Source organism: Actinomycetes bacterium (genome assembly GCA_036510875.1).
Taxonomy (GTDB): Bacteria; Actinomycetota; Actinomycetes; order Prado026; family Prado026; genus DATCDE01.
Genome location: DATCDE010000106.1, coordinates 1 through 18,393, shown reverse-complemented (window position 1 = coordinate 18,393; position 18,393 = coordinate 1). Strand labels below are relative to the sequence as shown.

Annotated in this window: 16 protein-coding genes; 8 read left to right on the top strand and 8 right to left on the bottom strand. The window is 73.9% G+C overall.

Translation table 11 applies throughout. The features are described from left to right. Positions 1-130: 130 nt before the first annotated feature. From VIM19_06025 to VIM19_06005, 5 genes are all read right to left on the bottom strand, one after another. Positions 131-1,624, bottom strand: a complete 1,494-nt coding sequence (locus VIM19_06025) for a cation acetate symporter (protein HEY5184456.1) — start codon at positions 1,622-1,624, stop codon at positions 131-133. Further along, positions 1,621-2,004, bottom strand: coding sequence for a hypothetical protein (locus VIM19_06020; GenBank protein ID HEY5184455.1), 384 nt, complete (start codon positions 2,002-2,004; stop codon positions 1,621-1,623). Before VIM19_06020 ends, VIM19_06025 begins: the two co-directional genes overlap by 4 nt. After that, positions 2,001-2,798: a LytTR family DNA-binding domain-containing protein gene (locus VIM19_06015; GenBank protein HEY5184454.1), complete on the bottom strand. Its 798-nt coding sequence runs from the start codon at positions 2,796-2,798 to the stop codon at positions 2,001-2,003. The genes VIM19_06020 and VIM19_06015 overlap by 4 nt, the downstream gene beginning before the upstream one ends. Next, positions 2,795-3,973: a histidine kinase gene (locus VIM19_06010; protein HEY5184453.1), complete on the bottom strand. Its 1,179-nt coding sequence runs from the start codon at positions 3,971-3,973 to the stop codon at positions 2,795-2,797. The genes VIM19_06015 and VIM19_06010 overlap by 4 nt, the downstream gene beginning before the upstream one ends. 68 nt (positions 3,974-4,041) lie before the next feature. Next, positions 4,042-6,525 (bottom strand): cell wall-binding repeat-containing protein, encoded by a 2,484-nt coding sequence (locus VIM19_06005; protein ID HEY5184452.1) that lies wholly within the window; start codon positions 6,523-6,525, stop codon positions 4,042-4,044. Positions 6,526-6,724: 199 nt separating this feature from the next. On the opposite strand from VIM19_06005, the gene VIM19_06000 reads away from it, so the two are divergent. After that, entirely contained in the window at positions 6,725-7,489 is a 765-nt protein-coding gene (locus tag VIM19_06000) for an oxidoreductase (GenBank protein HEY5184451.1), read from the top strand. Here the strand turns inward: VIM19_06000 and VIM19_05995 are convergent. Both VIM19_05995 and VIM19_05990 read right to left on the bottom strand, forming a co-directional pair. Next, complete coding sequence (locus tag VIM19_05995) at positions 7,481-8,290, bottom strand: HAD-IB family hydrolase (GenBank protein HEY5184450.1); 810 nt, start codon at positions 8,288-8,290, stop codon at positions 7,481-7,483. The genes VIM19_06000 and VIM19_05995 overlap by 9 nt on opposite strands. 336 nt (positions 8,291-8,626) lie before the next feature. Next, a complete protein-coding gene (locus VIM19_05990; protein HEY5184449.1) occupies positions 8,627-8,938 on the bottom strand; it encodes a hypothetical protein in 312 nt (103 codons plus the stop codon). 374 nt (positions 8,939-9,312) lie between these two features. On the opposite strand from VIM19_05990, the gene VIM19_05985 reads away from it, so the two are divergent. Together VIM19_05985 and VIM19_05980 are read left to right on the top strand one after the other, a co-directional pair. Further along, positions 9,313-10,155: an ATPase, T2SS/T4P/T4SS family gene (locus tag VIM19_05985; protein HEY5184448.1), complete on the top strand. Its 843-nt coding sequence runs from the start codon at positions 9,313-9,315 to the stop codon at positions 10,153-10,155. After that, complete coding sequence (locus VIM19_05980; GenBank protein HEY5184447.1) at positions 10,152-10,319, top strand: hypothetical protein; 168 nt, start codon at positions 10,152-10,154, stop codon at positions 10,317-10,319. The genes VIM19_05985 and VIM19_05980 overlap by 4 nt, the downstream gene beginning before the upstream one ends. A 239-nt stretch (positions 10,320-10,558) precedes the next feature. On the opposite strand, the gene VIM19_05975 is transcribed toward VIM19_05980, so the two are convergent. After that, positions 10,559-12,892, bottom strand: coding sequence for a DEAD/DEAH box helicase (locus VIM19_05975; protein ID HEY5184446.1), 2,334 nt, complete (start codon positions 12,890-12,892; stop codon positions 10,559-10,561). A 123-nt stretch (positions 12,893-13,015) separates the two neighbouring features. On the opposite strand from VIM19_05975, the gene VIM19_05970 reads away from it, so the two are divergent. From VIM19_05970 to VIM19_05950, 5 genes are all read left to right on the top strand, one after another. After that, positions 13,016-13,357: an STAS domain-containing protein gene (locus VIM19_05970; protein ID HEY5184445.1), complete on the top strand. Its 342-nt coding sequence runs from the start codon at positions 13,016-13,018 to the stop codon at positions 13,355-13,357. A 24-nt stretch (positions 13,358-13,381) separates the two neighbouring features. Continuing rightward, positions 13,382-13,864 carry an ATP-binding protein gene (locus VIM19_05965; GenBank protein ID HEY5184444.1) on the top strand — a complete coding sequence of 161 codons (483 nt, stop codon included), beginning with the start codon at positions 13,382-13,384 and terminating at the stop codon, positions 13,862-13,864. A 128-nt stretch (positions 13,865-13,992) separates the two neighbouring features. Then, entirely contained in the window at positions 13,993-16,326 is a 2,334-nt protein-coding gene (locus tag VIM19_05960) for a sodium-translocating pyrophosphatase (protein HEY5184443.1), read from the top strand. Between the two features lies 1 nt (position 16,327). Further along, positions 16,328-17,812, top strand: coding sequence for a class I SAM-dependent methyltransferase (locus tag VIM19_05955; GenBank protein ID HEY5184442.1), 1,485 nt, complete (start codon positions 16,328-16,330; stop codon positions 17,810-17,812). 115 nt (positions 17,813-17,927) lie between these two features. Then, a partial coding sequence (locus tag VIM19_05950; GenBank protein ID HEY5184441.1) for a toprim domain-containing protein occupies positions 17,928-18,393 on the top strand: 466 nt, incomplete at its 3' end.

The window sequence follows — 18,393 nt, the reverse complement described above, 5'->3', positions numbered from 1 at the left end:
CGAGCCAACCTTCGCGTCGTCAAACGCAAGTACACCAAGTGGTGCGTCAAACGGGCGCGCCACCGCGACTGGCCTCAACCCAACCGAACACCCGACCAGGCCGTGGTGATCTAATTGAACGGTATTGGGCCTAGACGGGACTCTCCACGGCCAGCAGCCCCTCCGGGGCGTGCAGGCGCAGCATCAGCTGCGGGGTGTGTCCCGGGATCCGGCGCGGCGACAGCAGCGACACGGTGATGGCGGACAGGAACGCCAGCGGCACCGTCCAGGCGGCCGGCTGGGCGAGCAGCGCGGCCGGCCACCCCCGCTCGGCGATGTTCAGGTAGGTCGCGGCCACGGCGGCCAGCGCCAGGGTTGCCCCGACCGCCAGCCCGGCGACGGCGCCGGGCACGGTCAGCCGCGACCACCAGATGCCCAGGATGAGCAGGGGGCAGATCGTTGACGCCGCCACCGCAAAGGCCAGACCCACGGCGCTGGCCAGGTCCAACGACCGCAGCCCGAGGGTCAGGCCCAGCGGCACCAGCACGGCGACCACGGTGGCCAGCCGGAAGGACCGCACCCCTCCCTTGAGCAGGTCCTGGGTCAGGACGCCGGCGACCGACACGGTCAGCCCGCTCGCCGTGGACAGGAACGCGGCGAAGGCCCCGGCCGCCACCAGGGCGCCGAGCAGCTCGCCGCCGAGCCCGCCGACCATCCGCTGCGGCAGCACGAGCACGACGGTGTCCGCGGCGGTGGCGCTGTTGGCCAGGTCCGGCGTGTAGACCCGACCGAGCGCGGCGTAGACCGGCGGCCACAGGTAGAACAGCCCGAGCAAGGCGAGCACGGCCACGGTGGTCCGCCGGGCGGCCCGGCCGTCCGGGTTCGTGTAGAAGCGCACCAGCACGTGCGGCAGCCCCATGGTGCCGAGGAAGGTGGCCAGCACCAGCGAATAGGTGGTGTACAGCGGGTGCGAACGGCCCTGGCGGGGAGCCAGCGGCTCGGCCCACGCGCCGTGGAACGGGTCGGGGGTGCCGTGGCCCCGCCACACCGCGATGAGCACGATCGCCGGCACCGAGATGGCGACCAGCTTGATGGCGTACTGGAACGCCTGGGTGAAGGTGATCGAGCGCATGCCGCCGGCGGTCACGACGACCACGACCACGACGGCGACGAGGGTGGCCCCCGCCCATCGGGGCGCCCCGGTCACCGTGGCCAGGGTCAGGCTGGCCCCCTCCAGCTGCGGCAGCAGGTACAGCCAGCCGATGACGACGACGAGCACGGCCGTGATGATGCGGACCTGCGGGGACCGCAGCCGCTCCTCGGCGAAGTCCGGCAGCGTGTAGGCGCCGGACCGGCGCAGCGGCGCCGCGACGAGGACGAGCAGGACCAGGTACCCGGCGGTGTACCCGATCGGGAACCACAAGGCGTCGATGCCGTTGAGCAGCACCAGCCCGGCGACCCCCAGGAAGGACGCCGCGGACAGGTACTCGCCGCAGATGGCCGAGGCGTTCAGCGCGGGCGGGACGCTGCGGGAGGCCACCATGAAGTCCGAGGTGGTCCGCGAGACCCGCAGCCCGTACACGCCGATGAGGACCGTGGCCACGACGACCAGGCTGATCGCTGCCAGCCCGGCGCCAGTGTTCACTGGTGCTCCACCAGGTCGACGAACTGCCGTTCGGTGCGCTCCACCGCCCGTACGTACCAGGCGGCGGCCCCGACCATCGCGGGGAACACGAGGACGCCCAGCACCAGCCACGGGAGCGGGAGCCCCAGGACCCGCACGTTGACCAGCCGGGGCGAGACGACGGCCAGCACCGGCAGCAGCCCGATCGCCAGCCCGAGCCCGGCCAGCACGACGAAGGAAAGCCGCAGCTGGGACCGGATCAGCGAGCGCAGGTAGAGCGCCCCGATCGGGGTCATGGCCCGTAGCTCGCCCCGCGGCACGTAGCCGCCGCTGCGCCGGGCAGCCCTGGTGCGGGGGTGGGAGACGGCGACCCGCCGGGGGCGCCCGGTCGGCTCGGTCACGGCCCACCGCCGGCCGGCCGGCTACGGTCCGGCCGGCTGGCCCGGAGCAGCCGTTCCCGGACGTCCCGCGCGTGCCGCCGGGCCACCGGCAGCTCGACGTCGCCGTTGAGCACCACGCTGGCGCGGCCCGAGTCGCTGCGCAGCTCCACGATCTCGCGGGTCGCGACGAGGTACCGCCGGTGGATGCGGACGAACCCGGCCGGCAGCCAGCGTTCCTCGAGGGCGGCCAGCGACACCCGGACCAGGTGGCTCTCGGTGGCCGTGTGCAGCCGGGCGTAGTCGCCGTGCGCCTCCACGAACCGCACGGCGGAGCGGCGCACGAACCGGGTCACCCCGCCCAGCTCGACCGCGATGGTCTCGTCGGGCTCCGCGGCCGTCTCGCCCGTGGCCGGACCGGTGGCCGCGGCCACCCGGCGGATGGCCTCGGCGAGACGTTCCTGGCGCACCGGCTTGAGCACGTAGTCGACCGCGCTGAGCTCGAACGCGTCGATCGCGAAGTCCTCGTAGGCGGTGACGAAGACGACCGGGACCGGCTCGGCGAACCGGCTGAGCACCCGGGTGACGTCCAAGCCGTCAAGGCTGGGCATCCGGATGTCCAGGAAGACCGCGTCGAAGGTCTCCTCCTGCAGCGCCTTCAGCGCGGTCGGCCCGTCGTCGGCGCTGCGCAGGCTGCCCACCCGCGGGTCCTGGCTGAGCATCCAGGCCAGGTCGGCCAGCGCGGCCGGTTCGTCGTCTACGGCGAGCAGCCGCAGCCGGCGCTCCGCTGGGCGGCCGGCCTCGGCGTCCTCGGTCACGTGGCGTGCACCCCCGAACGGAACTTGGGTATGCGGAGCGAGACCTTGGTCCCGGCCTCCGGGGCGGTCTCGATCAGCAGACCGTAGGCGTCGCCGTAGACCGACCGCAGCCGTTCGTCGACGTTCGCCAGGCCGATGCTGTCGTTCGTGGTCTCCCGGGTCAGGACGCGCTGCAGCTCGGCCGGGTCCATGCCGATGCCGTCGTCCTCCACCGTAATGAGGCACTCCGGTCCGGCGTCCTCGGCGACGACCTGCACGTTGCCCGGCCCTGGCTTCGGGGCCAGGCCGTGCTGGACGGCGTTCTCCACGAGCGGCTGCAGGCACAGGAACGGCAGCGCCACCGAGAGCACCTCGGGGGCTACCCGCACAGTGACCGACAGCCGGTCGCCGAACCGGGCCCGCTCCAGCGCCAGATAGCGGTCGATCGACTCCAGCTCGGCGGACAGCGTGGTGAAGTCGCCGTGCTTGCGAAACGAGTAGCGGGTGTAGTCGGCGAACTCCAGCAGCAGCTCGCGGGCCCGCTCCGGGTCGGTGCGCACGAACGACGCGATCGCGGACAGCGCGTTGTAGACGAAGTGCGGGCTGATCTGCGCGCGCAGCGCCCGCACCTCCGCCTCCATGGTGCGCTCGCGCGAGCGGTCCAGCTCGCCCAGCTCGAGCTGGGTCGAGGCGAACCGCGCAACCTCGTCGACCGCCCGCAGAAGGCCGGCCGAGTCGACCGGCGCGTAGGCCACGAGCGCGCCCACCACCACCTCGTCGAGGACCAGCGGTGCCACCACGGCGTGCTGCAGTGACTCGTGCAGCGCTGCCCCCGGCCGGTCCGGCCCGAGCGGCACGGTGCGACCGGTCTCCAGCGTGGTGCGGGCGTCGGTGAGGGCGTGGGCTCGGTACTCCTCGCCGATGCCGTCCCAGGCCAGGACGGCGTCGGTGGACACCAGGGCCAGCGCCGGGGCGGCGAGCAGGTTGCGCAGCGGCCGCACGGCCCGGCGGGCGCCGTCCGCCGTCAGCCCCCCACGCAGGTGCGGCGAGGCCTGGGACGCCGTGTGCAGGGTGGCGTACGTCGTCCGATCGGCGGCCGAGCCCAGCGAGCGGTCGCCGGAGCGCAGCCGCCACAGCAGCAGCGCCAGTCCGGCCGCGGCGATCCCCACCAGGGCACCGGCGACCTCGGACGACACGGCAGGACGCTAGCGCCGAACAGGTACCTCGCGAAGCCGTTGTCCTCGATGACGCAGCGCGGGAGGGGCTAGCCGCCAGTGGGCCGCGGGTGCATCGCGTCCATGCCCGACTGCAGGGTCGCGCGAGACACCTCGCCGGGTGGCACCGGCACCACGCGGTAGCTGAAGACGGCCCCGAGGTCGATGGACAGCACCGGACTGCCCGCCGCGTCGGTCTCGGTGAACAAGCCGGTGCCACCCCAGGCGATCGCGAACCCGCCGGACGCTACCGGCCGGGCGCTGCCGCAGCAGGGAGAGGAGGTCTCCCGCGCGTCCCGGACCGTGCGCACCACCGATGCGGTGAGTGTCACCGGATCGACGGCCATCTCCAGCACGCGAGGGACGCGCAGCCCCTCGGTGCCGTTGTCGAACACCGTGACATGACCGTTCGGCAGCCGGCGCGCGTCATGCTGGGAGTTGAGGAGGGGATACCTGTCCGCGCCCGGGACGGCCAAGCTCCTCGGCGTTGGGGTGCCACCCAGCTTCCAGTCGATCGAGCCGTCAGACTTGTTGATCCGGTAGACGGCGTCGAGGTTGCGCGAGGAGATGATGAGGCCGTCGCCGTCGTCCTCCACCGAGTTGAGGTGGATGATGTCCCAGTAGTCGTTGCCGTTGATCACCGCATGGGCCTGCTCGATGTGCGAGGTGGGAACCAGATCGGCCCACTCGGCGAACGCGAGGTGGTCACGGGTCTTCCAGGTCCAGACCACAGAGCCTGCGGCGTCCAGCTTGACGATCTCGCAGTCGATGATGGTCGCGGCCGTCGAGCCGCCGAACGCCGTCATGTCCGTGCAGTCGGTGCCAGTCCCCACGCAGTCGCGCGGCAGGTAACGGATCGCGTACCACCCGCCCCCCTGGGCAGGAACTAGGTCGTGCTGGTCCAGTTGGGCTCCCGCACCGACGACCCCCTGGGCGGTGCCGTCCCAGCCGACCTGGTGGTACACCGAGGCCAGTGAGTAGAAGATGCCCGCCTCGGCCCATATCAGCCCCCCACCGGGAGACAGTTTGGCGTCGACGGGTCGATAGTTCGTCACCGACTGCCACCACACCGGGGTGCCGTAGTCGTCCGCGACGACGACGTACAACGGGTTCCCGATGGCGGGAGCAGCAGTCCCGGACGTCGGAGCGAGCACGTACCACTGGCTCGCCGGAGTCCCCGTTCGGGTGGCCTGCCACGCCGGGAAGTCCGCGGGGAGGCAGCGCGCCTGCTGCTCCACGGCGGCTCGGCCCGGCCAGGCCAGCGTCCAGCGCACCGCCTGGCCCGGGGCCAGCGGAACCGTGACGCTCTCCGACGCTGTGAGCGCCGGATGGCCGTCGAGCACCACGGAGCCGCCGGCCTGAGCGGTGACGGTGGCCGTGGCCGTCCCCGAGGGGCAGGCCACCACGAAGTCGGTCACGGACGGATCGGGCCGGGGTGACATGGTGGGACCGAGGTCGACGGACGCTGCCGGGCTGACCGGCGCGACAGGGACGGGGACGAGGACTAGGGCCTCCGCAGCGAGTCGGGTGGGCTCGTCCACGGCGCCGGGGCCGCCGAGCAGGACTCCGCCCGTGATCGTGGCCGTGTGCGCGGTCAGGTAGGAGGCGGTTGCGGAGGACAGGGTCGTCGGCAGGGTGAGCAGCATGGGGACGCCGACGGTGGCCGCCCAGGCGCCGCCGCTAAGCGCATCGGGGAAGCTCACGCCGCTGGCCAGGGCGAACCTCGCCGGAGGGGCGGGCTGAGTGAAGAACTCGTTGGCCACCAGGGTCGCGGTGGCGTACCGGTCAGCGCCGACGAGGGTGCGGTCAGCGGTGGGGTAGGCCGCGGCGGCCGGCCCGCCGACCGCCGCGACGACCGACGCGGAGGTCTTGTGCGCAGTGATCCATTTCGTCACGCCTGCGGGCATCGTGCTGCCCTGCGTGAGGAGGACGACGCCGTGTTTGGCGCCGGCGGCGGCCCCGGCGGCGAGGGCGTCCGGGAAGTTCAGGCCGGTCGTGAGCAGCACCAGGTCGCTGCTTGCAGGTTGGGCGTCGGCGATGGCGAGGGCGGTGTCGATCCGGGTGGCACCGCCCAGGCGCACCGGGACGAACCCGTCGGCGGTCACCCTGTCCGCGACTGCCTGGCTCAGCGCCCCGATGCCTCCGAGCAGGTACACGGTCGCGCCGGGAGGCAGGATGCGCTTGATCTCGGCCTCGGTGCTCGGGTGCAGCGTGGCAGTCGGCGTGAGCAGCAGCGGTCCGCCCCTGTCGGCCGCCAGCGGCACCCCCGCAAGCGCGTCAGTGAAGTCGTCCGAGCGCGCGAGCACGACCGCGCCAGCCTGGGCCGTGGGGTCGGCCCCGTGGTCCGCCCACAGTGACTGGGACACAGAGATCGCGGTGGCGAACCGGTCGACCCCGAAGACCCGCTCCACGGAGTCGGCGGCCCCCGCGGCCACCACGGCCTGGACCGGCACCGCAGAGACCGCCGCCACCATGGCCGATGCGGCCGCGAGCACGCCCAGACAGGTGCCGACCCGCCGTCGGTTTCGCGTCACGTCAGCCCCTCGTCCCGTCAACAGCGCGGTGGCGCACGCCCTTCCGGGTGCGGCCGCCCCGCGGGCGCGGGCACTCTGTGACGCGGTGGGCAGCCTATCGGGTAGGTCTGCAGGTCCGCGGCCGAACTGAGCGCACAGCCGAGGCGCAGCGGCACCCCGCGGAACGTCCGCCAGGGGCGCGGCTGCGAGCATCGGGGCCGTGACTGCGCCGCTGGACGCCCTAGCCGCTCTCCCCGGGGTGTTCGAGGCGGTGGAGGCCGCACGGGGTGCCACCGATGGGCTGCTGCGCGACCTGATGCGCCCGGAGCTGCGCAGCCGGGTCGCGGAGGTCGGGGCCGAGGGGCTGCGCCGCGGGGCCTGGGCCTCGGCCGTGCTGGAGGGCGCGCCTGGGGAACAGGACGCGTTCCACCCGGCGTTCCCGGACGACGCCCATGCGGCGCTGCGGCACGCGGCGCTGCGAGTGACCACTGAGGTCGCCGGGCTGGCCGCGGTGTGGCAGCGGGCGCCGCTGCAGGCGATGGCCCGGCTGGCCAGCCTGGCCGGCGCCGGGCTGGCCCCCGACGCCGAGCTGGGCCGGCCGCGTCCCGACCCGCAGGTGAGCTCCCGGCTCGCCGCGCTGGCGGAGACCGTCACCGCCCCGGGGCGGACCCCGGCCGTCGTCGTCGCGGCCGTCGTCCACGGCGAGCTGCTCGCGTTGGCGCCGTTCGTCGTGGCCAACGGGCTGGTGGCCCGGGCATCGTCGCGGCTGGCGCTGCTCGCCGGCGGGCTGGACCCGAAGGGGGTCACCATCCCCGAGGTCGGCCATCTGGAGCTGGGAGCGGACGCCTACGCGCAGGCGCTGGACGGCTACCGCAGCGGGGACCCGGACGGGCTGGCCGCCTGGGTGGGGCACTGCGCCCAGGCGACGGCGCTGGGCGCCAGGGCCGCGCGGCGGGTGGCCGCCGAGCTGACGGCGTCAGACTGAGCGGTGGCCCATCCGGCGTCCGGCGTACCAGACGATGCCGGCCGCGGTGGCCGCGCCGACGGTGGCCAGGGTGACCCTGCGGTTCGGCAGCTGCGGCGTCCGGCGGCGCAGACCCACCGGGGTGGCGAAGTCCAGCACCGGCCAGCCCCGCTCGGCCGCAGCCGCCCGCAGCGCCTTGTCCGGGTTGACCGCGAACGGGTGGCCGACCTCGTCCAGCATCGGCAGGTCGGTGGCCGAGTCGGAGTACGCTGAGCAGGCGGCCAGGTCGTAGCCGCGCTCGGCCGCGAGCTCGCGGATCGCCTCGGCCTTGTGCTCGCCGTAGGCGTAGAACGCGATCTCCCCGCTGTACTTGCCGTCCTCGACCACCATCCGGGTCGCGATGACATGGTCGGCGCCGAGCATCTCGCCGATCGGCTCGACCACCTCCGCGCCGGACGAGCTGACGATGACTACGTCCTCGCCGGCGGCGTGGTGCTGCTCGACCAGGTCGACGGCCTCGGCGTAGATCAGCGGGTCGATCAGGTCGTGCACGGTCTCGGCCACGATGGCCTGCACCTGCTCGACCGGCCAGCCCTCGCACATCTCCTGCAGGTAGGCCCGCATCCGCTCCATCTGGTCGTGGTCGGCACCGCCGAGCAGGTACACGAACTGCGCGTAGGCGCTGCGCAGCACCGCGCCCCGGTTGATCAGGCCCCCGCGGTAGAACGGGCGCGAGAAGGCGAGCGAGCTGGACTTCGCGATGATCGTCTTGTCCAGGTCGAAGAACGCGGCAGCGCGCGGACCGGTGGTCGGGGGGGACACCTGTCGAGGATAGGCCAACCGGGCGAATCTGGACGTTCCGGTCGGGCTGGGGGTTTGCCTGGGGCGGCGCCCGGGTACACCATGAAAACGGTCAGGGGGAACCTCTAGGCGGCGAACCCTTACCAGCTCGATCCGGACCCCTCCCCCCCGGGCATGGACCGAGCGGACGGCCCCCGCTCTCCCCCCCAGCGGGGGCCGTCCCCTGTCCACAGCCGATTCGTCGCTGGTGGCCTTCCACAGGTGCGGACCGCGACCGGTCCGGGACATGCGCGGGGGACCAGGCTGGCCTGGTCCGCCTCTCTCGTCGTCCAGGAGACCCCGGTGTCCCTCGGCCCGTCATCCCCCGATTTCCTCGACGAGAACGCCGTGGACCGTGCCGCCCGGCCGTTGCTGGCCACCGCCGACCCCGGGCTGGTCGACGACCTGCTGCGGCTGGCCGCTGCGGCCGGCGTGGAGGTCGAGGTGGCGGCCGACGCCGGCGCGGCCCGGCGGGCGTGGCCACGAGCCCCGCTCGTGCTGCTGGGCGACGACCTCGCGGACCAGGTGGCCGCGGCCGGCCCGACCCGGCGCCCCGGCGTGGTGCTCGTGGGCCTCGACCTGGACGACGCGCAGGTGTGTCAGCGCGGGGTGGCGGTCGGGGCCGGGCACGTGGCCTTCCTGCCGGACGCCGAGCCGTGGCTCGCCGAGCGGCTGGCCGACGCGGTCGAGTCCGGGTCCGCGGCGCCGCTGGTGTGCGTCGTGGGCGGCCGAGGCGGGGCGGGCGCCTCGACCCTGGCCGCCGCGCTGGCCGTGACCGCCGTCCGCCGGAGCCTGGCCACCGTGCTCGTCGATGCGGACCCGTTGGGCGGCGGGCTCGACCTCGTGGTGGGCGGTGAGGACCTCCAGGGCGTGCGCTGGCCCGACCTGGCCGGGGCCCGCGGCCGGGTCGCCACTGCGGCGCTGGATGACGCGCTGCCCCGGATCGACGGCCTGACCCTGCTCTCTTGGGACCGCGGCGACGTCCTCGCGGTGCCCCCCAGGCCATGGCCGCGGCGGTCAGCGCGGCCCGGCGCGGCCGCCACCTCATGGTGGTCGACCTGCCCCGCCGGCCGGACCCCGCGGCCGAGGTCGCCCTCGCCACGGCCCGGACCACCTACCTGCTCGTGCCGGCCGAGGCCCGCTGGCCCGGCTGTCCGGCCAGCTGCTCGACGACTTGGGGCTGCTCGGTGGGCGTCGTCGGCGCCGCGCTGCCTGACCGCTCGGCCCCGGCCGCCGTGCCTCCGGAGCTGGTCGACCGGGTGCGCAGCCGACTGGCTGCCGCGGTCGCGGCCGGTGCGGCGCCCGCCGGGCCGCCGAGCGCGGCCGCCGTGGCCGTGGCGCTGCGGGCCGAGGGTCGGGTCCTGGGCGACGCCGAGCTGCTGGCCGTGGTGGACCGGCTGCAGAACGAGATCGTCGGGCTCGGGTCGCTGGCGCCGCTGGTCGCCGACCCGGCCGTGACCGACGTGCTGGTCAACGCGGCGGACGAGGTGTGGGTCGACCGGGGGCGCGGGCTGAAGCGGGTCCGGGTGCGGTTCCCGGACGAGGCCGCCGCGCGTCGCTTCGCGCAGCGGCTGGCCGCCGCCGGGGGACGTCGGCTCGACGACGCCGCGCCGTACGCCGACGTCCGGCTGCAAGCGGTGCGGTCCCCGGTCGCGCCGCAGGGGACGTGCGTCTCGTCGCGGGTGCCGCGCCGGTCGGCGTTCACCCTCGACGAGCTGGTCGCGGCCGGCAGCCTCTCGGCCGACAGCGCCCGGCTGCTCGATGCGCTGATGACCAGCAAGGCCGCGTTCCTGGGGCCGAGGTGGCCCGGCTGGCCCAATCGGTGGCCCCCACCGGGGCCCAGGTGAGTGTGGCCGGGGAGTCCGGCCTGGTCCGGGTCGCGGTGACGGCGACGGTCCGACTCCCGGGGCCGCTGCTGTCCCGCTTGCCGGCCTTCGTCGTCGCCGGCCGGGCGGTCGCCGCTGACGAGGCGACCGGCCGGACGACCGACCATGCGGAGGCGCCGCCGTGAGCCGCCGGCCGCGGCAAAGGGCGTCGCGGGACACGGGTGCGGCGACCGTGTCGGTGCTGGGTCTCGCGGTGCGGCCGACCCCGACCCGTGCGGGGCGGCCGGGCGGGTGAGCGGCGGCGCGGCGCTCGTGGTTGCACCGTGCGGGTTGACGGCGTCGTCGACGTGACGGTCCGGCTCCCCCGGGTGCTGCCGTGGCCCGGCACGGACCTGCAGGTCCGTGCCCGGGCCGGTCCGTCCGGCTAGCTGGGGACGCCGGCGAGCAGCCGGTCCAACAGGCTAACGGCGCCGGCCTTGTCCAGCGGGTCGTTGCCGTTGCCGCACTTGGGCGACTGCACGCACGAGGGGCAGCCCGACTCGCACCCGCAGGACGCGATCGCCTCGCGGGTGGCGAGCAGCCACTCGGCGGCGTCCTCGTACCCGCGCTCGGCGAACCCGGCCCCGCCCGGGTGGCCGTCGTACACGAACACGCTGGGCAGCCCGGTGTCCGGGTGCAGTGCGGTCGAGACTCCGCCGATGTCCCAGCGGTCGCAGGTCGCGAACAGCGGCAGCAGGCCGATCGAAGCGTGCTCCGCGGCGTGCGCCGCTCCCGGCAGGTCGGCCGGGTCGAGGCCGGCGGCGGCCACCTCCTCCGGCGGCAGGGTCCACCACACCGCCCGGGTGCGCAGCGTGCGGGCTGGCAGGTCGAGCGGCTCCTCCCCGAGCACCTCACCGGTGCCCAAGCGCCGCCGCAGGAACGACACGACCTGCGCGGTCACCTCGACCTCACCAAAGGACAGGGTGGCCGGTCCCCAGGCCACGCTGCGCTCCATCGCCAGCACCCGCAGGTCGGTCACCTCGCGCGCGTAGGTGCTGAAGTCGGGCTCCGCCGGGGTGGCGAGGGCAACCGCTGCGTCCAGGTCGAGCTCCTCGACCAGGAACGTCACGCCCTGGTGCACGTACACCGCGCCCGGGTGCACGGTCCGGTCGGCCGAGCCCGGGTCCACCGTGCCGAGCAGCCGTCCGGTCCCGGCCTCGACCACCCGCACCGGAGAGCCGCCGATGCCGCGCAGGTCGGCCAGGTCGCTGGCCCGCTCGGGGCTGGTCCAGAACCAGCCGGTCGGACGCCGGCGCAGCAGCCCGCGCGCCACCAGGTCCGCCAGGAGCGGCAGCGCTGCCGGCCCGAACAGGGGCAGGTCGTCGTCGGTGAGCGGGATCTCCGCGGCGGCGGCGCACAGGTGCGGTCCCAGCACGTAAGGGTTGTCCGGGTCGAGGACGGTGGCCTCGACCGGACGGCCGAACAGCGCCTCCGGGTGGTGCACCAGGTAGGTGTCCAGCGGGTCGTCGCGGGCCACCAGAACGGCCAGGGCCTCCTGCTGCTGCCGGCCGGCCCGGCCGGCCTGCTGCCACATCGACGCGCGGGTGCCCGGCCAGCCGGCCAGCAGCACGGCGTCCAGCCCGGAGACATCGATGCCCAGCTCCAGCGCCGAGGTGGTGGCGACCCCGGTGAGCCGTCCGTCGACCAGCCGCGCCTCGAGCTCGCGCCGCTCCTCCGGCAGGTAGCCCGCGCGGTAGGCGGCCACCCGGTCGGACAGCGAGGGGTCCACCTCGGCCACGTGCTCGCGGGCCAGCTGCGCCACGGTCTCGGCGCCCCGACGGGAGCGGACGAAGGCCAGCGTCCGCCGCCCCTCGACCACCAGGTCGGCCAGCAGGTCGGCGGTCTCGGCCACGGCCGAGCGCCGCACCGGAGCGCCCCGCTCGCCGACCCGCTCGGTGAGCGGCGGCTCCCACAGGGCGAAGGTCGCGGCCGCCCTGGGGGAGGCGTCGTCGGTGACGGCGGTCACCGGCCGGCCGATCAGCCGCGCGGCCGACACGGCGGGGTCCGAGACGGTCGCGGACGCGAGCACGAACACCGGGTCGGCACCGTAGTGGGCGGCCACCCGGCTCAGCCGCCGCAGCACCGCTGCGACATGCGAGCCGAACACGCCGCGGTAGGTGTGGCACTCGTCGACGACGACGAACCGCAGCGTCCGCAGGAACCGGGCCCACCGGGCGTGCCCCGGCAGCAGCGAGCGGTGCAGCATGTCCGGGTTGCTCAGCACGTAGGCGGCGTGCGCCCGCACCCACTCGCGCTCCTCGGTGGGCGTGTCACCGTCGTAGGACGCCGCTCGCACCCCCTCGAGCCCGAGCGCTCCCACCGACCGCAGCTGGTCGGCGGCCAGCGCCTTGGTGGGGGCCAGGTACAGGGCCGTGGCGCCGCGTCCGTCGGGCGCGGCCAACCCGTCCCGGACGGCGGTCAGCGTGGGCAGCAGGTAGGCCAGTGACTTGCCGGACGCCGTCCCGGTGGACAGCACGACCGACTCGCCGTGCCACGCCGCGTCGGCCGCCTCGACCTGGTGGCGCCACGGCGCAGCCACCCCCAGCCGGGTGAACGCGGCGACCACGGCCGGGTCGGCCCACTGCGGCCACGGCGTCGTGACACCGGGTCGCGCCGGGACGTGCTCGACGTGGGTGAGGCGCTCGGAGCGGCCGTGCGGGACCACCAGCCGCTCGAGCAGCTGGCCGGTGGCGGTCGGTGCGGGGGTCACGGTGCTCACGACCCGTCCAGTTTCGCACCGTGCGGTGACCGGGGTCGTCGGCCTGCTGCGTGGTTAGATCGGGCGTTGAACGCCGCGCACCGTAGCCCGGTGCCCGTCCCGACGCCATCGCCTGGAGGATCTGTGGACCTCTCCCTCGCCCACCGCTTTGAGGGGGCTGCGACCGTCGTCGAGGTCGGCGGCGAGATCGACGTGTACACCGCACCCAAGCTGCGGGAGGAGATCATCTCCCTGGTCGAGTCCGGCCACTACCGGCTGGTCCTCGACATGGAGAACGTCGAGTTCCTGGACTCCACGGGCCTCGGCGTGCTCGTCGGGGGGCTCAAGCGGGTGCGCGCCCATGACGGCGCGCTGCACCTCGTGTGCACCCAGGAGCGGATCCTGAAGATCTTCCGCATCACCGGGCTCACCAAGGTCTTCCCGATCCATGCCACGGTGGCCGACGCGGTCCAGGCGATGGAGTAGGTGGACGGCAGCGGGAGCACGGGGGTGTCGACCGTCGAGCTCCGGTTCACGGCGGTGCCGGCGCACGTGCGCACTGCGCGGCTGGTCGTGGTGTCGCTCGGCCGCCGGCTCGGAGTGGACGAGGAGCTGCTGGACGAGGTCCGGCTGGCCGTCGGTGAGGCCGCTGCGCGCGCGGTGCGGCGGCACCAGGCGAGCTGCCCCACGGCCTCCGTGCTGGTGCGGATGATCGCCTCCGAGGACCGGTTCGTCGTCGAGGTGGCGGACTGCGCGGCGGTCCCGGGCGGGTCGTCGTCCGAGGCCGACCCGCTCGACGAGCTGGCCGAGCACGCCAGCCAGGGTTACGAGGGCGACGACGCGCTGCCCGCCGGTCTCGACCTCGTCGTCATCGGGGGCCTCGTCGACGACCTGTCGGTGCACGAGGCGCCGGACGGCTCGACGGTGATCATGGGCTGGCCGCTGTCGGGCAACCGCCCCCCGGTCGTTGGCGCCGCCCAGGCTTCTGGCTAGACTCCGGCCCCGCCGGGCGATCACGGGCGCTGTGCGCTGCTGTCGATCGCCCTCCGAGGCCTAAACGATCCGTCCGACCACCACCGACCGGTGGCTGGATGGCACGCACCTGTCGACGAGGAGGACGCATGCCCGGGACGCAGCTCGCCGCCGTCAGCGGTGGGACGGTCACCCTCTCCGGGGGCAACCAGACGTGGGTCATCGTGGTTGCTCTCGTCGCGCTCGGCGCCCTGGGGGTCGCCGCGCTGCTCGTGCGCGAGGTGCTCGCCGCGGACGAGGGAACCGAGAAAATGAAGGAGATCGCGGCCGCGGTGCAGGAGGGGGCGGCGGCCTACCTGGCCCGCCAGTTCCGCACCCTCGGCGTCTTCGCCGTCGTGGTCTTCTTCGTGCTCTTCCTGCTCCCGGCCGACACCACGTCCGAACGGATCGGCCGGTCGATCTTCTTCCTGGTCGGCGCAGTGTTCTCTGCGACCACCGGGTACATGGGCATGTGGCTCGCCGTGCGGGGCAACGTCCGGGTGGCCGCGGCCGCCCAGGCGACGGGTGAGCAGCAGGCCATGAAGATCGCGTTCCGGACCGGCGGGGTCGCCGGCATGTTCACCGTGGGTCTGGGCCTGTTCGGCGCAGCGGTCGTGGTGCTGATCTACAAGGAGAACGCACCGAAGGTGCTCGAGGGCTTCGGCTTCGGTGCGGCCATGCTCGCCATGTTCATGCGAGTCGGCGGCGGCATCTTCACTAAGGCGGCGGACGTCGGCGCCGACCTGGTCGGCAAGGTCGAGCAGGGCATCCCCGAGGACGACCCCCGCAACGCCGCCACGATCGCGGACAACGTGGGCGACAACGTCGGCGACTGCGCCGGCATGGCCGCGGACCTGTTCGAGTCCTACGCGGTGACTCTGGTCGCCGCGCTGATCCTGGGTAAGGCGGCCTTCGGCGACATCGGCCTCGTCATCCCGCTGGTGATCCCGGCCATCGGCGTCCTCACCGCCGTCATCGGCATCTTCGCGGTGTCGCCGCGTCCGGGTGACCGCTCGGGCATGAGCGCCATCAACCGCGGCTTCTTCATCTCGGCGGGAGTGTCCGCCGTGCTCGTGGCCATCATGGCGTTCACCTTCCTGCCGTCGCAGATCACCCAGCTCAAGGGGCTGGTGGTCGGCAACCTCGGCCTGGTCAGCGCCACCACGTTCAACCCGCGCCTGCTCGTCATCGGCGCGGTGCTCATCGGCATCGTGCTGGCGGCGGCGATCCAGCAGCTGACCGGCTACTTCACCGAGACCAACCGGCGACCCGTCGACGACGTGTCCAAGTCGTCGCTCACCGGCCCGGCCACGGTGATCCTCGCTGGCATCAGCCTCGGTCTCGAGTCGGCCGTGTACTCGGCGCTGCTCATCGCGGCTGCCGTCTTCGGCGCGTACCTTCTGGGCGCGGGCTCGGTCACCCTGTCGCTGTTCGCCATCGCGCTGGCCGGCACCGGGCTGCTGACCACGGTCGGCGTCATCGTCTCGATGGACACCTTCGGGCCGGTCTCCGACAACGCGCAGGGCATCGCCGAGATGTCCGGCGACGTGCACGGGGAGGGCGCCCTGGTCCTGACCCGGCTGGACGCGGTCGGCAACACCACCAAGGCGATCACCAAGGGCATCGCTATCGCGACCGCCGTGCTCGCGGCGACCGCTCTGTTCGGCTCGTTCCGCGACGCCGTGGTCACCGCCGCGGACGGGAACGCCGGCGCGTTGAAGGGCCTGACGGTCCAGGACGCGCTGCAGTACACCGGCGTCCTCAACATCGCCAACCCGCGCAACCTGGTCGGGCTGATCATCGGGGCGGCCGTGGTGTTCCTGTTCTCCGGGCTGGCCATCAGCGCCGTGTCCCGGGCGGCCGGGGCGGTCATCTTCGAGGTGCGGCGGCAGTTCCGCGAGCACCCCGGGATCATGGACTACACGGAGAAGCCCGAGTACGGCAAGGTCGTCGACATCGTCACCCGCGACTCGCTGCGCGAGCTGGCCACCCCCGGCCTGCTGGCGGTGCTCACCCCGATCGCGGTCGGCTTCGGCCTCGGTATCGGCGCGCTGGGCTCCTACCTCGCGGGCACGATCGCGACGGGCACCCTGATGGCTGTCTTCCTGTCCAACTCCGGTGGGGCCTGGGACAACGCCAAGAAGTTCGTCGAGGACGGCAACTTCGGCGGCAAGGGCTCCGAGGCGCACGCCGCCACGGTCATCGGCGACACCGTGGGCGACCCGTTCAAGGACACGGCGGGCCCGGCGATCAACCCGCTCATCAAGGTGATGAACCTGGTCGCGCTGCTGATCGCCCCGGCCGTCGTCTCGCTCGCCCTGGACGGCAACGCGCTGCGCTACGGCATCGCGCTGGTCGCGGTCCTCGTGGTCGTGGGCGCCGTGGTGGTCTCCAAGCGGCGCCCGGTCGCCGTGGGTGAGCTCCCGGCGGACGCCAAGGCCTGAGATGACCGGCCCGCGGCTGCCCGCAGAGGGCGTGGCGGGGCTGCGGTCGGCGCTGGTCGCAGCCGGCTACACGGTGGACGGCGTGCTCGACCTGCTGGGCCCGCACGCCTACGCGGCCCTGGGGCGCGGCGAGACCGTGCCCGCGCTGCGGACCACGACGGGCGGCTCGCCGCGGGAGACGCTGACCCGGCTGTTCGTGCTGCAGGCGCCGGTTCGGCTGGACGCCGTCCGCGCCGCCCTGCCCGACCTGGACGGACTGGTGGACGGCGGGCTGGTCGCCGTCGACGGTGCCGAGGTGCACGCTCTCGTCGACGTCCGGCCGTACGCGGCGGACACCCTCGACGCCTACGTGGTGTCCGACCTGGGCACCGGCATCGGTGGGGTGTCCGGTCCGGTGACCCGGGGGCACGTGCTCGGCATCGGCGGGACCTCCACCACACTCGCCCAGATCACCGTGCGGCCGACCGTCGGGCGGGCGCTCGACATCGGCACCGGCTGCGGCGTGCAGGCGCTGCACCTGGCCGGCCACGCCGACCGGGTCGTGGCCACCGACCGCAACCCCAGGGCGCTGGCCATGGCTGGGCTGACCGCGGGCCTGTCGGGGATGGCGTTCGACCTGCGCGAGGGCAGCCTGTACCAGCCGGTGGAGGGGGAGCGGTTCGAGCTCATCGTGTCGAACCCGCCGTTCGTGGTCGCGCCAGAGGCGCGGTTCACCTACCGCGACTCCGGGCTGCCCGGCGACGAGGTGGGCCGCCGGCTGGTCACCCAGGCACCGGCGTACCTCGCCGACGGCGGCTGGCTCCAGGTGCTGGCCAACTGGCTGCACGTGGAGGGCGAGGACTGGCGGGAGCGGCTGGCCGGCTGGGTGGTGCCCACCGGTTGCGACGCGTGGGTCGTGCAGCGCGAGGTCCAGGACCCGGCCGAGTACGCCGAGCTGTGGCTGCGGGACGCCGGCGACCACACCGGCCCCGACTACGCGCGACGCTACGACCAGTGGCTGCAGGCCCTCGCCGACGACCGGGTCGAGGGCATCGGCTTCGGCTGGATCACGCTGCACGCCTCCGGAGCCGAGCACCCGGTCACCCGGATCGAGGAGATCCGGCACCCGGTGCAGCAGCCGCTCGGTGAGCCGATCCGGGCCTGGTTCGACCGCCAGGACCGGCTGCGCTCCGTCGGCGACGACGACCTGCTGGCCACCGCACTGGTCGTCGACCCCCAGGTGCGGCTGGACCAGGAGTGGGTGCCGTCGTCCGACGGGTTGGCGCTGCTGACCCAGCGGCTGCGGCAGGCCGACGGGCTGCGGCGGAGCGGCGAGGTCGACGAGGTCGGGGCCGAGGTCGTGGCCGGCTGCAACGGCCGGCCGCTTCGGGCCGTGCTGGCCGACGTCGCCGACCGGCTCGGCGTGGACGAGGCGGAGCTGCGCGCGGGAGCGGTCCCGGCCGTCCGGACCCTCCTCGAGGAGGGCTTCCTCACCTTCCCGACGTAGGTTGCCAGGGACGCGGGTTTGTCCGCGGTTTGACAAAGGGCGCCTGTGTACCGTCACACTCCGCCCGGCGGGGCGCCACAGTGCCTCACCACCACCCACTGTCACGAGGAGTCGCGTGTCCGACAACGAGCAGCCGACGGCCGGGGGCCGGCGGCTCGTGATCGTGGAGTCGCCGGCCAAGGCGAAGACGATCAAGGGCTACCTCGGGCCGGGGTACGACGTGGAGGCCAGCGTCGGCCACATCCGCGACCTGCCGGACAAGAAGTCGCCGGCTCCTGCGGAGTACAAGGGCACCGAGGTCGGACGCCTGGGCATCGACGTCGAGCACGACTTCACGCCCCTCTACGTCGTCAACACCGACAAGAAGACGAAGGTCGCCGAGCTCAAGCGCAAGCTGAAGGACGCCGACGAGCTGCTGCTCGCCACGGACGAGGACCGCGAGGGCGAGGCCATCGCCTGGCACCTGCTCGAGGTGCTCAAGCCCAAGGTGCCGGTCCGCCGCATGGTGTTCCACGAGATCACCAGGGACGCCATCCGGGCGGCCGTGGAGAACACCCGCGACCTCGACGAGCGGCTGGTCG